This window comes from Peribacillus butanolivorans, assembly GCF_001273755.1.
In the GTDB taxonomy this organism is placed as follows: Bacteria; Bacillota; Bacilli; order Bacillales; family DSM-1321; genus Peribacillus; species Peribacillus butanolivorans.
Map to the genome: position 1 here is coordinate 302,865 of NZ_LGYA01000001.1, position 13,764 is coordinate 316,628.

Annotated in this window: 14 protein-coding genes; 10 read left to right on the forward strand and 4 right to left on the reverse strand. The window is 38.7% G+C overall.

The genetic code is table 11. The features are described 5' to 3' along the window. Nucleotides 1–191: 191 nt before the first annotated feature. Nucleotides 192–1,139, reverse strand: a complete 948-nt coding sequence (locus AKG34_RS01415; protein WP_053344461.1) for a UCP032817 domain-containing protein — start codon at nucleotides 1,137–1,139, stop codon at nucleotides 192–194. 661 nt (nucleotides 1,140–1,800) lie between these two features. Between AKG34_RS01415 and AKG34_RS01420 the strand changes: the two genes are divergently transcribed. The 5 genes from AKG34_RS01420 to AKG34_RS01440 all read left to right on the forward strand — a co-directional run bounded on the left by AKG34_RS01420 (nucleotide 1,801) and on the right by AKG34_RS01440 (nucleotide 5,916). Continuing rightward, on the forward strand, nucleotides 1,801–2,031 hold the full coding sequence (locus tag AKG34_RS01420) for an excisionase family DNA-binding protein (protein ID WP_053344462.1): 231 nt from the start codon (nucleotides 1,801–1,803) through the stop codon (nucleotides 2,029–2,031). A gap of 241 nt (nucleotides 2,032–2,272) precedes the next feature. Further along, nucleotides 2,273–3,292: an AI-2E family transporter gene (locus AKG34_RS01425; protein WP_053344463.1), complete on the forward strand. Its 1,020-nt coding sequence runs from the start codon at nucleotides 2,273–2,275 to the stop codon at nucleotides 3,290–3,292. A gap of 348 nt (nucleotides 3,293–3,640) precedes the next feature. Beyond that, on the forward strand, nucleotides 3,641–4,462 hold the full coding sequence (locus tag AKG34_RS01430; protein ID WP_053344464.1) for a basic amino acid ABC transporter substrate-binding protein: 822 nt from the start codon (nucleotides 3,641–3,643) through the stop codon (nucleotides 4,460–4,462). Nucleotides 4,463–4,540: 78 nt separating this feature from the next. Continuing rightward, nucleotides 4,541–5,197 carry an amino acid ABC transporter permease gene (locus AKG34_RS01435; RefSeq protein ID WP_053344465.1) on the forward strand — a complete coding sequence of 219 codons (657 nt, stop codon included), beginning with the start codon at nucleotides 4,541–4,543 and terminating at the stop codon, nucleotides 5,195–5,197. Then, nucleotides 5,194–5,916: an amino acid ABC transporter ATP-binding protein gene (locus tag AKG34_RS01440; protein ID WP_053344466.1), complete on the forward strand. Its 723-nt coding sequence runs from the start codon at nucleotides 5,194–5,196 to the stop codon at nucleotides 5,914–5,916. Before AKG34_RS01435 ends, AKG34_RS01440 begins: the two co-directional genes overlap by 4 nt. Before the next feature lie 64 nt (nucleotides 5,917–5,980). Here AKG34_RS01440 and AKG34_RS01445 read toward each other — a convergent pair whose 3' ends face one another. The 3 genes from AKG34_RS01445 to AKG34_RS01455 form a co-directional block, all read right to left on the reverse strand. Beyond that, on the reverse strand, nucleotides 5,981–6,352 hold the full coding sequence (locus tag AKG34_RS01445) for a hypothetical protein (RefSeq protein WP_053344467.1): 372 nt from the start codon (nucleotides 6,350–6,352) through the stop codon (nucleotides 5,981–5,983). A gap of 167 nt (nucleotides 6,353–6,519) precedes the next feature. Further along, nucleotides 6,520–7,404, reverse strand: a complete 885-nt coding sequence (gene cidR, locus AKG34_RS01450) for a cidABC operon transcriptional activator CidR (protein WP_053344468.1) — start codon at nucleotides 7,402–7,404, stop codon at nucleotides 6,520–6,522. A gap of 184 nt (nucleotides 7,405–7,588) precedes the next feature. Then, complete coding sequence (locus tag AKG34_RS01455) at nucleotides 7,589–8,014, reverse strand: universal stress protein (RefSeq protein ID WP_053344469.1); 426 nt, start codon at nucleotides 8,012–8,014, stop codon at nucleotides 7,589–7,591. 164 nt (nucleotides 8,015–8,178) lie between these two features. On the opposite strand from AKG34_RS01455, the gene AKG34_RS01460 reads away from it, so the two are divergent. The 5 genes from AKG34_RS01460 (at nucleotide 8,179) to AKG34_RS01480 (ending at nucleotide 13,584) form a co-directional block, all read left to right on the forward strand. Continuing rightward, nucleotides 8,179–8,559, forward strand: coding sequence for a MerR family transcriptional regulator (locus AKG34_RS01460; RefSeq protein WP_053344470.1), 381 nt, complete (start codon nucleotides 8,179–8,181; stop codon nucleotides 8,557–8,559). 123 nt (nucleotides 8,560–8,682) lie between these two features. Then, entirely contained in the window at nucleotides 8,683–9,450 is a 768-nt protein-coding gene (locus tag AKG34_RS01465; RefSeq protein WP_053344471.1) for a 3-hydroxyacyl-CoA dehydrogenase, read from the forward strand. Nucleotides 9,451–9,566: 116 nt separating this feature from the next. Beyond that, on the forward strand, nucleotides 9,567–10,712 hold the full coding sequence (locus AKG34_RS01470) for an acyl-CoA dehydrogenase family protein (protein ID WP_053344472.1): 1,146 nt from the start codon (nucleotides 9,567–9,569) through the stop codon (nucleotides 10,710–10,712). Between the two features lie 28 nt (nucleotides 10,713–10,740). Beyond that, on the forward strand, nucleotides 10,741–11,892 hold the full coding sequence (locus AKG34_RS01475) for a thiolase family protein (protein WP_053344473.1): 1,152 nt from the start codon (nucleotides 10,741–10,743) through the stop codon (nucleotides 11,890–11,892). A 132-nt stretch (nucleotides 11,893–12,024) separates the two neighbouring features. Then, a complete protein-coding gene (locus AKG34_RS01480) occupies nucleotides 12,025–13,584 on the forward strand; it encodes a fatty acid--CoA ligase (protein ID WP_053344474.1) in 1,560 nt (519 codons plus the stop codon). Nucleotides 13,585–13,764 lie beyond the last annotated feature (180 nt).

A 13,764-nucleotide genomic window follows, 5' to 3' on the forward strand; every position in this document is an offset into this window, starting at 1 on the left:
TTGATGAAATTCATATTTCGGGTGATAGCCAACTATAAACTTCTTTTCATTTCACAAAAGGGTTCATGTAAAATAAAAAGGGCCTTCAATTGGAAGGCCTTATATACTGCTAATTCAACTTGTAAAAACGCTTGGATATCTGTCCAAGCGCTTAATTTTTCTCTGCATATCGGAACTATATAACAAAAATTTCATGACGAGCACGAGCTGCACGAAGAACAGCTAGAAGAAGAATCAGAACCAGAACTAGAACTCGAACCACTGTCATAGGTGCTACTATGATCTCCACCATGATTAACATTGATTGAGTCAGAGGAGGTAGTGGCTGCTTCTACCCCGAAAATATCATTAAAGTCTGTATCATGATTATCGGAACTGGCATAGATGAAGTAGGCAGGAGCAGCATAGTCTGTTTGATCGTATCTTTCCCGCCAATCCAATACTATTTTCGGTCGATTCTCTTTAAAAAGGGAGGTGAAACATTCAAAGGTCTGTTCCGCTTCTATACTTGTAGGAGTGCGCATATATTTCTCCTTTAACTGTTCCAACTCCAGCGCTTCGAATTCATGGAGCAATTCTTTTCCTTTATCATGCTTGAAAAATTTCCCCCATTTTTGAATCGAACTTGAATCAACCGTAAACAGTTGTACATAGTAAAAATCAAACAGCGTGCGTTCTTCAGGTTTAAAAACAGGCTGTGAGTGGGGATTATGCTGAATGGGTTGGCCAATGAATGTCTGGCAAAAATCATCATATTCCTGTTTGTAATTCAGCATGATATGCCATAGCTCATCGATGACCTCATTAAACATTTCAACTTTGCCAAACACAGCAGCCATAATCAAGTAGCGTTTAAATTCGCGCCACAGCTCATTAACCCTTTCCTGTGAGTTTCGGGGATACTTCAGCCGGAATTCTGTATTGACCTTTTCCATATAATCGTAATCCAGTGCTTTGTTAAGCTGTACGATTAATGCTTCTGGTACAATTTCGGTTACTTCCAAGTCTAAAGTGTCCGTATATAATTTACCAAATTCATTTTGATACCGCTCTATTCTAGCTGGCTCACTTCGCCGTTTCACAACAATGACTAGAAGGACAGCGAAAATTGCCGCAAGTATTACATAAAATAAGGTCATTTGGTCAACTCCTCTTAATCTATAGATCTATCACATTAGTATTATCTTACATGTTATTGGAAGGGTTTGTAAGTTATTACGGTGATTTGTTTTTGAGATAGCCATTTATTTATAGGTTAGATTTTTCTGAGACTGAGGTTTAGACATCATCCTTTCACCCCCTTTACACACTTGCGTGAAGCAGGGAAACTGACCCAAATTCAAGTAAAGGTTAATAAATCGTTAAACAAAAGACTGGAACAAAAGTATCGGATTGGACCACATGGTTGGATGGAGATAAAAAATATCAAATTACTCCAATAACAGCAACCGTAAAAGATCTAACCGCCCTAGAAACCCGAACCTTCGCAAAAACGAGTTCTTGCCAATTCGTTTTAGGTAAAATCGAGGGAAAAGTAAAAATGAGGGTTAAAGCAGGGTACAAAGTATTAAAAAGCGACTGAAGATAAAAAAGAAACGGATAAAGTGACTTTAAAAACAAAAGAAAACACTAAGCTATCTGTCGGTGCAATCGATAAAACTGGAAATGAAAAAACGGTAAAAGTCACTTTGTAATAAGTTAATGGCCTCTCAAATTGAGAAGGCCCATGTATTTGTATGGATTAGGCACTTCAAATGAAGACTCTTATCTAGTATAGTTAAGAGGAAAAGGGGTGAAGGCATGTACTTGACAGTAAAAGAGACTGCGGAATATTTATCAATGCCGGAATCTTATATAGAAAGCATGATTGTTCAAAATAAAATTCGCACTGTCCATGATGGTGAGCAGTATTTAATTTTTAAAGAGCAGTTCAATACGCATCTGGAACAGATGGAAAAATATAAGAAGCAATTAGCGGATTATTATAGTGAACCCATCCCAGAAGATATCGATGTGAAAGATGAAGATTAGCATCTGCCTTTTTGGCAGATGTTTTTTAAAAATAAAGACCTAAATCGTCGTTGAAGTCAGTGGATGTTCTATATAAAAGTGAGTCTAGAATAATAATCTAACCTCCTCTCAATAAGACTTACTGATCATTCAAATAATTTTGTCTTCAATGGAAGGTAATTGTAGTAGAATCCCTCAATTCCGTGTAAAATAATATGTAGAAGGAATTATCACGGCAGAATGTTAGTTAGGAGATAGGTAAGTGGTAAAAGAGTATTTACAAAGTGAAGGTTTTTCAAGGTTAATTACATTAATAGTGTTAGTCCTGTTTCTTATAAGCATTGGAAGTATGGTTAATATTGTATTATTCACATTTGTTTTCACTTTCCTAATGGGAAGGCTGGAACAATTTATCATGATTCGACTAAATAAAGTGATGCGTATTAACTCTAAAGTTGTCATAAGCTTTTTATATATAGTCGTCATTTCTTGTTTAGCCATCGTTATTTATAAATATTTGCCGGTCATTACGTTGCAATTTACAGAATTAGTTACACAGATTGTTTTTTTCTTTCAACATCCACCCGATAGTCGGGTCATTCAATACGCCATTAGTTTAATGAACGAGACTGAATCGCCGCTCGATCTTCAAAAACAGATGAATACGCTCTATCTTTATGTATCTGATTTCGGTAAACTGGCATTACAGATTTTCCTTTCCATACTGCTTAGTCTGTTTTTCTTATTGGAAAGAGATAAAATTATTCGCTTTACTTCTAAATTTAAGCGGGGTAAATTCAAATCCTTCTTTATAAACCTTGGTCACTTTGGAGTAAAATTTATCAATTCATTCGGAAAGGTAATTGAGGTCCAGTTCTTAATTGCCATTACGAATGCAGTCCTTTCAGTAACTTTCTTATGGATTCTTGGGTTTCCACAGTTGCTCGGTCTTGGAATTATGATTTTCTTCCTAGGGTTAATTCCAGTTGCAGGAGTTATTATCTCCCTAATTCCACTTAGCATGATTGCCTACAGTATCGGCGGTATGCCAAAGGTTATTGCTGTGTTTGTTATGATTGGGATTATACATGCACTTGAAAGCTATATTTTAAATCCAAAATTCATGTCGGCAAAAACAAATTTGCCAACGTTCTTCACCTTCATCATTCTTCTGTTTTCCGAGCATTTTCTTGGGATATGGGGTTTGATCATTGGGATTCCGATCTTTATCTTCTTATTAGATATGTTAGATATTGAAGAGGGGATTAAAGAAGTGCCCTAAATAAAATTTAAGTAAGCAGCGACCAAGCTAATGAGGTTGCTGCTTATTTTTGTTTCCTATTTAAAATCTGGCTAATAGTTCTAATATCTGTTTTCGATATAATTTCAATAATTACTTTATAAATGAGGAAATGTCCGCCGTCTGTATAATTAAAGCCTATTTAATTTCTTGGTTTTTCGAGTTAATTGGATAAAATTTTATTTTACTAAAGTTATTTACGGACTTTTTATTGCATAAAAAAACAAATAAACGTATAATATTTTTAAATGAAAATACTGAATATTCTTTCAAATTTGATTTGTTTGCGTTCTTTAAAAGAGAGTTTACTAGAGAAAAGAGGGGATTATTTTGAAAAAAGTTTCGTTTTTAATGTTTGCCATGGTAGTTTCTTTGTTACTGATTATGACTGGATGCGGGAAAGAAAAGGAAGTAACGACAACTAGCGAAAAAGAAGAAGCAAATGGGAAAACACTTAGGATCGTGACGGATGCAGCATATGCTCCATTTGAATATCTGGAAGGCGATAAAGTTGTTGGATTCGATGTTGATTTTATCAATGCTGTTGCAAAAGAAGCCGGTTATAAAGTGAAAGTTGAGCATGTTGGCTGGGATCCGATTTTTGTAGAAATCGAGTCTAAAAGAGCGGATGTAGGGATATCTGCAATTACAGTAAATGATGAGAGAAAACAATCGTATGATTTTTCGGTGCCTTATTTCTTATCCACAAACAAAATCTTAGTTCCTGAGAAAAGTGATATAAAATCAGGAAAAGAATTGAAAGGAAAGGTTATTGCTGTTCAAACAGCTACAACTGGACAGGAAGCAGTCGAGTCACTTCTTGGGAAAAATCATAAAGACATCAAAAAATTCGAAAATAATAACCTGGCCATTCAGGAATTATTACAAGGCGGAGCTGAAGCGGTAGTAGCGGACAATACCGTTGTTGAAGAATATGTGAAAAATAACCCTGACCAAAAGCTGAAAGTTGTTGAAGATAGCAGCAGTTTTGATCAGGAATTTTATGGTCTTATGTTCCCAAAAGGTAGCGAGTTGAAAGCTGATTTTGATAAAGCCGTCAATGCTATTTATGAGAATGGAAAGTACGCAGAAATCTATAAAGAATGGTTCGGCACAGAACCAGATGTTGAAACATTAAAAGCACAGCAATAAAACAAATTTATAATAAAAAATTGCGTAACTTTACGTGTGAAGTTACGCAGTTTTTTTGGTCTTTAGGAGGGGAACAGAATGAATTTTCGCTGGGATATTATTTTTGAATATGCTCCTTACTTATTAAAGGGAACGATACTCACAATTGGGCTATCGGTTTCCTCTATTCTCATCGGAACTTTTTTAGGTTTACTGATTGGTTTAGGGAAAATAATGAGAAACAAGGTGCTCGCATTTCCATTTTACTGTTATGTCACGGTTTTTCGTGGAACGCCGCTATTGGTTCAGATCTTTTTAATCCATTTTGGTATTGTGCCCTTTTTTACTGGGGAGACGAACGCAATCACGGCGGGAGTCATTGCTTTGTCTTTAAATGCAGCGGCTTATATTGCGGAAATATTCCGTGCAGGAATACAATCCATTGATAAAGGACAAATGGAAGGGGCTCGTTCGTTGGGAATGACCCATACTCAAACAATGATCCATGTTGTCTTACCTCAAGCATTCAAACGTATGATCCCTCCGTTAGGAAATGAATTCATCGTATTATTAAAAGATTCCTCCCTCCTTTGTGTCATTGCAGCCCCCGAATTAATGTATTGGGGAAAAGCGATGGGGGGGCAGTACTTTAAAGTTTGGGAGCCGTATTTGGCTTGTGCCTTTATCTATCTTTGCCTGACCCTTATTTTAAGTTTCGTATTAAATAGACTCGAAAGCAGGTTGAAAACAGAATGATTAAGGTCGAGAATTTAAAAAAGTCATTTGGAGATAACGAGGTATTAAAGAATATCAATGCAATCGTTGCCCCACAGGAGGTAGTTGTGGTGATTGGGCCTTCAGGGTCTGGTAAATCTACTTTTCTCAGGTGTATTAATCAACTTGAAACGATAACGGGAGGACATATTTTCATAGAGGGACTTGATACGACAGATAAGAAGGTCAATATCAATAAAGTACGCACTGAAGTTGGTATGGTATTTCAGCATTTCAACTTATTTCCGCATAAAACAGTTATTGATAACATTATGCTTGCGCCGCTAAAGGTTCGTAAAGTTACCAAAGAACAGGCATCACAAAGAGGCATGGAACTACTTAAGAAAGTAGGACTTGCTGAGAAAGCGAACGCCTATCCGGATTCATTATCGGGTGGACAAAAGCAACGTGTGGCAATCGCAAGGGCATTGGCAATGGAACCCAAAATCATGTTGTTTGATGAACCGACTTCTGCTCTAGACCCGGAAATGGTCGGTGAAGTGCTTGAGGTTATGAAGCAATTGGCTAAAGAAGGTATGACAATGGTCGTAGTGACCCATGAGATGGGGTTTGCTAAAGAAGTTGGTGATCGTGTGATTTTCATGGACGAGGGCTTTATTATCGAAGAAAATATTCCAAGTGAGATCTTTGATAATCCGCAGCAGGAAAGAACTAAAGCCTTTTTGAGCAAAGTGCTCTAATATTAGAATAATAAAAAAACCTTCCGTAAATCGGAGGTTTTTTTTGGGAACATATCAGGGGGTGTTATTTAATGTATGATGAGCCTAAAAGGGATTCAGGGCTTTTACCGAGCACTAGCATACTGATTTTAGCATATCCAATATTTTCATTTTGGGAGAAGGTTTGTTGTAAAACCTGGATATTAGGATCATCCTTTAACTTTTGAACTTCCTCTATATATAAGTGGATAACGGAGGGCATAACGAATTCAGGGGTGTATTCGTTAGGGTTTTCATCCATGATTAATGTGCCCATAAATTGATATTTAAATTGAAATGCTCGTGTTAAGGCAACGACATGGAGTAGTTTATTAAATAATTCGGGGTATGAATATTTAATTTTCTCCAAAGCTTCTTCGGTTGCTTGTAACTCATCGACACTAGATAAAGTGATCATAAATATCTCCTTTCTGAAAATATAGATTCCATCAGTAATTACAGTGCTTTTTACTCATACCAAGTCTAACTCCGCGGTTAAGTATTGTAAAATGGTTAGATGTTATCATGAGCATAACTTAAATCTATGATAGTGCTTACATGTCTAATGCTTTACTATCGAGGTAGTTAATCTTTATGAGTTAACGCTTCTCTTGTATATTTTAGCCATTCTTTTGCCGCATATGAAAGGTATTGATCCTTACTCCAAATGAATCCTAAGTTCCAACTAATGGAAGGATTTTTGACCTTAATGGACTTGATGCGGTTATCATGGCGGCATAAACTTTCCGGTAAAAGAGCGATTCCAAGATTACAGTAAACCATTTCCTCTATAAAATCCCAACGTGAGCTTTCTGTGACAATGTGTGGAGAATAACCAGTTTCTTTACAGGACGAAATTATGAGATCACGCAAGACATAATCTTTATTAAATAAGATAAAAGACTCGTCTTCAAGGTCGGCCAAATCAATCTCTTCCCGACAAGCAAGTGGGTGGGAGGGGGGCACAATCAAGTTAATGTCTTCTTCTAAAAAGGCAAAATGATGAAAAAGTACGGTGTTAGTTGGCAGGACTATTACGCCAATGTCGAGTAAGTCATTTTGGACTGATTCTTCAATTTTCTTTGAGCCATCCTCTATTAATTGAAAGGTAATATTAGGATAATCCTCATGAAAACGGCTAAGAATTCGGGGGAAGAAGGAGGCGTCAATAATCGGCGGTAATCCGATTCGTATATGTCCCTTTTTCAAGCCTAATAAATTGTCCATTTCTGTTTCTAAATTATGAAAAGCTTTATCAATCAATTTTGCCTGCTCTAATACAACCCTTCCGGCATCAGTCAGAATCAGTTGTTTACGGGAACGATCAAAAAGTTCAACACCAAGCTCAGTTTCCAAGTTTTTGATCATCTTACTGATGGTCGGCTGAGTAATGAATAAATGATCCGCTGCCCGAGTAAAGCTATTGAAATTGGTAACCTCTATAAAGTATTGTAAATGCTTAATATCCATCACTTCACCTGCTTATCCTCTTTTAAATTTCTTTCATTTTACCTGTTAACAGAAGGGTTTGTAAAACATGAGAAGCTTTGTTGGTAAGATTTCCTCTTTGTTTCGTGAGCGTATAAAAAAGCTGGGCTCCAAATAAGAGCCCAGCTTCTTCTAATTGGTGAGTCATAGGGTTGTCGCAAATTGTTTATTTAACTAATAAGACAGGTACCGGAGAATTCTGGACGATATAGTGGCTGACGCTTCCTAGGAATTCCTTGAATCCACTTAAGCCTCTGCTGCCCATTATGATAAGGTCGCAATTTTGAGATTTCGCATGTTCCAACAAAGTAGTGATAGCTGAACCTTCTACGACAAAAGACTGAGATGCATTAGGAATTTCGGATAACAGTGCATCCGCTTTTTCGATAACTTCGTTGCCATACTTAAGCATGGCTTCTTCAATTTCTTGAAAAGCATTGCCATATATATTTGGATGGATTGGAAGTGTAACAGCGTGAAGTACCTGAATTTCAATAGCAGGATCCAGCTTCGCTAATTCAATCGCTTTTTCTAAAGATTTACGTGCTAATTCAGATTCATCATAAGCAACTAATATTCTTGAGCAGAGCATAATTAATCCGTCCCTTCATTTAAAAAGAATATACCCATAGTATATCAGTTTATAACTTTCATTCAGTTTTATATATTTAAAATTTTGTGAATATTTATTGAAGTTTACGTTAACGTCAATGTTAAGATAAGGTAAATAATCCCTTTGCAAAGTGTGGTTTTAACATGTACACCATTTCAGAGTTAGCAAAAGAATTTGATTTGACAACAAGAACACTACGATATTATGAGGAACTAGGTATGCTAAGGCCAAAGCGGACCGAAACCGGAAAAAGAGTATATGGAAAGAAAGAACATGCTCAACTTAAAATCATTATGCGTGGCAAGAAGTATGGCTTTTCTTTAGTTGAAATAAAGGATATTGTTCTGCTATTTGATAAGGACAGGACGGGTATTAAGCAATTGGAGAAAACAATTGATACAGCTGGACAGAAATTAAATGAAATAAATGAACGTATTAAAGAGCTTGATGAATTGAAGCAGGATTTTGAACAGGTGATTAAAGGTTTTACCGAAACACTTCATAGCTTAAAAAGTAAACAGTGAACCAGGCATTTCAAGCAGCAAAACCATCAGAATAAAAATACTTCAAAGTATAATATTGAAATGAGTTTTGACGATAGGTAACGATGAATATATATTCTAGACGAAAACAAATGAGGTGAAGATTTGGATATTCAAGAAACTATTGCAGTAGTGACAGGTGGGGCTTCAGGTCTGGGAGCGGCCACTGTAAGAAACATCATTAAAAAAGGTGGAAAAGCCGTTATCTGTGACCTCTCAGAAGAAAATGGCGTCAAAATGGTCGAGGAATTAGGAGATTCAGTCATATTTATTAAAACGGATGTGACAAGTGAAGAAAGTGTACTAGAAGCGTTGGAACAGGGAATTGAAAAATTTGGATCAATTAACACAATTGTCAATTGTGCTGGCATTGCGATTGCTGAAAAGGTCATCGGAAGAAAAGGTACGCATGAATTGAAAGCGTTCTCAAAAGTAGTGACGGTTAACTTGATCGGTACATTTAATGTAATTCGTCTTGCGGCAGAGAAAATGGTCAATAACCAAGCAAACGAAGAGGGGGAGCGTGGTGTCATTATCAACACAGCGTCGGTAGCTGCATTTGAAGGACAAATCGGACAAGCGGCATATAGTGCCTCAAAGAGTGGGATTGTCGGTATGACTCTTCCGATTGCAAGGGAGCTTGCTTCCAAAGGGATACGTGTCGTATCGATTGCACCGGGGTTATTTCATACACCGATGTTTGATTCATTACCTGAAGAAGCGAGGGCGTCATTAGGGAAAACCGTGCCATTTCCATCAAGGCTCGGATATCCGGAAGAGTACGCTAAACTTACGGAAAGCATTATTACGAATCCTATGCTGAATGGAGAAACGATTCGGTTGGACGGGGCCATTCGAATGTCACCTAGATAAGATAGGTTCAAATCCTACCGGGAAATTTTAAATAATGGATTAGAAAACTAAAGTATATTTTCTATAAAAAGGAAAAGGTTGATACGAAAAAGCTAATGGCAGAGGAGATAGTGCAGATGAAACATCCATACTTAAGTGAAGATCACGAGATTTTCCGTAAATCATTACGCAAGTTTTTAGAGAAAGAAGCGGTTCCCTATTATGAACAATGGGAAGAAGACCGTATTATTCCTCGTTCGTTTTGGAGGAAAATGGGGGAGCAAGGCTTTTTATGTCCGGATCTTGGAGAAGAGTATGGGGGTTCTGAAGTAGATTGGGGCTTTGCGGTCATAATTAATGAAGAACTAGAAAGAGTGGGTTCAGGTTTCATAGGCTTCGGGCTCCATAGTGATATTACGGTTCCGTATATTTCCGCATACGGAAATGATGAGCAGAAACAGCGCTGGCTCCCTAAATGCACGACAGGGGAAATCATTACAGCCATCGCCATGACAGAGCCGGGAACAGGTTCGGATTTGGCCAATATTAAAACGACTGCGATTTTGGATGGAGATCATTACATACTAAACGGCCAAAAAACATTCATCACAAATGGGATTCATTCGGATCTGGTCATCGTGGCTTGTAAAACGGATCCAAATGCTGTTCCGAAGCATAAAGGCGTCAGTTTAGTCGTGGTTGAAAGAGATACTCCGGGATTCACCAGGGGACGAAAACTGAAGAAGCTTGGTTTGCATTGTCAGGATACAGCAGAACTTATCTTTGAAGATTGTCGTGTACCAAAGGAAAACTTGCTAGGTGAAGAAGGCACAGGGTTTAAGTATTTAATGGAGAAATTGCAGCAGGAACGTCTTGTCGTAGCAATTTGTGCCCAAACCGCATCCGAGGATATGCTAGCGGATACGATTGAGTACGTCAAAAGCAGGGAAGCGTTCGGGAAATCAGTGAGTCAGTTCCAGAACACTCAATTTAAAATCGCAGAAATGGCCACTGAAATTAAAATGGGCCGAGTTTTCCTGGATCAATTGATTGCTAATCATATGGCGGGTGAACAGGTGGTCACAGAAGTATCGATGGCTAAATGGCGTTTGACAGAGACTGCCCGGAAAATATCCATTGAATGCATGCAGCTTCATGGTGGCTATGGTTATATGGAAGAATACAAGATTGCTAGAAGGTACCGTGATGTGCCGGTAGCAAGCATCTATGCGGGTACAAATGAAATCATGAAGAAAATCATAGCAAAGAACATTGGACTTTAAAAAACAAAATGAGAAGGGGAGAGATTACATGCGGGAAGTGGTAATTGTTGAGGGAATTCGTACTCCGGTTGGCAGAAGAAACGGTGTCTTAAAGGATGTTCGCCCAGATGATTTAGCAGGTGAAGTATTAAAGAGGCTGGTTGAAATAGCAGGCATTGATCATGCTATCATCGATGATGTCATTTTAGGCTGTGTTTCGCAGGCTGGGGAGCAAGCCGGAGATATTGCTCGGATTGCTGCTCTGATTGCCGGCTATCCGATTGAAGTGCCAGGTACGACAATTGACCGACAATGCGGATCGAGTCAGCAGGCTGTCCATTTCGCTTCCCAAGCCATTTTGTCAGGAGATATGGATGTGGTCGTAGCCGGAGGAGTAGAAAACATGTCTCGTGTCCCAATGGGTTCAAATTATCAAGGAGCTGAAACAAGTCAAAAGTATTTAAACAGCTACGAGGTAATCAACCAAGGTTTATCGGCTGAAAGAATCGCAGAAAAGTGGGGAATCACCCGTGAGGAATGTGATCAGTTTTCTGTTGAAAGCCATGAGAGGGCAATACGTGCTCAAAAGGAAGGCTATTTCGACCGTGAAATAATCACAGTTACAGGTACAGATAAATTAGGAAATCATATTGAAGTTACCGAAGACGAAGGGCCAAGGGGGGGAACTACGGTAGAAGTCCTTTCAGGATTGAAGGCAGTTTTTAAAGAAGAAGGATTAATCCATGCCGGGAACTCAAGCCAAATAAGTGACGGTGCTGCAGCTTTACTATTAATGGAGCGTAGTAAAGCAGAAGAGCTTGGATTGAAACCACGCTTTAAAGTGCATACACGGGTTGTTGTCGGATCAGATCCTACCTTAATGTTGACAGGTCCAATTCCTGCCACTCAAAAAGCATTGGAAAAAGCAGGTCTTTCCATTGATGATATCGATGTCTTTGAAGTTAATGAAGCCTTTGCTCCTGTACCGCTTGCCTGGTTAAAAGAAACAGGGGCCGACCCTAAGAAGCTAAATCCAAATGGAGGAGCGATTGCCTTAGGACACCCTCTTGGCGGCAGTGGTGCCCGTTTAATGGTTTCGATGATCCATGAATTAGAAAGAAGAGGCGGCCGATATGGATTACAAACAATGTGTGAAGGTCATGGAATGGCGAATGCTACCATTATTGAAAGAATAGATTGAGACGGTATTTTCTCGTGAATAACATTAGAAATTCACACGAAAGTAAAGGCTGAAAAAGTGATAAAGCCAACCATCAGGAGCATGACGTGAAATCATCCTGCTGATAGTGGGTTTACTTGAGGAGGAAATGATATGTCAGTAACGATTAAAAATATCTTTGATCAGACGGTTCAAAAATTCCCCATTAAAGAAGCTATCTACGACGTGAGAAGAAATATCCGCTATACCTACATTCAATGGAATGAGCAGGTGAATAGGTTGGCGGCGGCTCTCCAAGCAGAAGGTGTCCAAAAAGGGGACCGGGTCTCTACCTATCTTTATAATAATGAAGAACTTGCCACCGCATTTTTTGCCTGTGCAAAAATCGGTGCGGTCTTTAATCCAATCAACTTTCGCTTAATGGCAGAAGAGCTTGCATTCATCTTAAGTGATGCGGCGCCAAAGGTCGTTTTATTTGAAGGTGAATTGGAATCGACTGTGGCAGCTGTTGAAAAACGCTTCCCTGAAATAGCATTCTGGTATATTGATGAGAATGTGCCTCGCTATGCCGAAGGATATCGCCAAAAAATGGTCAGTACATCTTCTAAGCCTATTGATGTGGACATTCACGAGAATGATGTCTATGCCATTATGTATACAAGCGGGACGACCGGACGACCAAAAGGAGTTATTCACCTTCATAAAGATATGGTCAAGCAGGCTGAGATTTTAGCAGAGGCGATGAAGTATGAAAGCAGTGATATTGGTTTGATTACCGCTCCAATGTTTCATTGTGCGGAATTGCACTGTTCATTTTTACCGCGCGTGCAGGTTGGTGCAACGAATGTAGTTCTTCATCAGTTCAATCCTAAAAAGGTACTAGAACTGTTTGAATCCGAAGGGATTACCAAACTATTTGCGGCACCAACGATGTGGAATATGCTTATTCAGGAAAATCTAAATGATTATAAATTTCAAAGTTTGAAGCTGGGATTATATGGAGCCGCTCCAATGGCGCCTACGCTTGTCCTTGCTTGTCAGGAAAAATTGGGCATTCAATTTATCCAGGCATATGGAATGACGGAAATGGGTCCGGCCATCACTCTTCTATTAGAGGATGATCAAATAAGTAAAGCTGGTTCTGCCGGCCAAGCGTGCCGCGATCATGAAATCGTCATTGCCCGTCCAAATGACGAAGGCCCATCGGATCCTGATGATGTACTTGAACCCGGGGAAGTCGGGGAAATTCTTGTGAAAGGCCCTTGCATCATGAAAGGGTATTTTCAAAGAGATGGAGAGACAGAGAGAGCGCTTTACAGAGGCTGGTACCATTCCGGGGATATAGGTTTCCTTGATGAAGATGGATATTTGTGGGTCAAAGATCGTGTGGATGACATGATTATCTCTGGTGGCGAAAATGTGTATCCACGTGAAGTGGAAGACACACTTTATGAGCATCAAGGAGTTCTCGACTGTGCAGTACTTGGTCAGCCTGATGATAAATGGGGAGAAACGGTAACGGCCTTTGTAGTAGCTAAAGATCCGTTATTGACGGAAAGTGATTTAGAAGACTGGTGTAAGAACAGCGATACACTTGCTAACTATAAACGTCCAAGAAGATATATCTTCTGTAAAGAGTTACCTCGAAACGCAAGTGGGAAAATTCAAAAATTCATGCTCCGTAAACAGTTGGAAGAAACTGTGGCTGAATAACAAAAGGTGGGGAAACCTCCTTTGTTTTAAGCAGAATGGATTTTTTAGTTGAGTTAGTAAAATGAAAATAAATAATCCAATCAAATCATCATTTTAGGGTAGTGTTTTTTTATGTAAGAAAAAGAAAAGTTATCCACAAATGAAATGCAGTTGAATCAATGAGCTCATAGTGTTATCCAC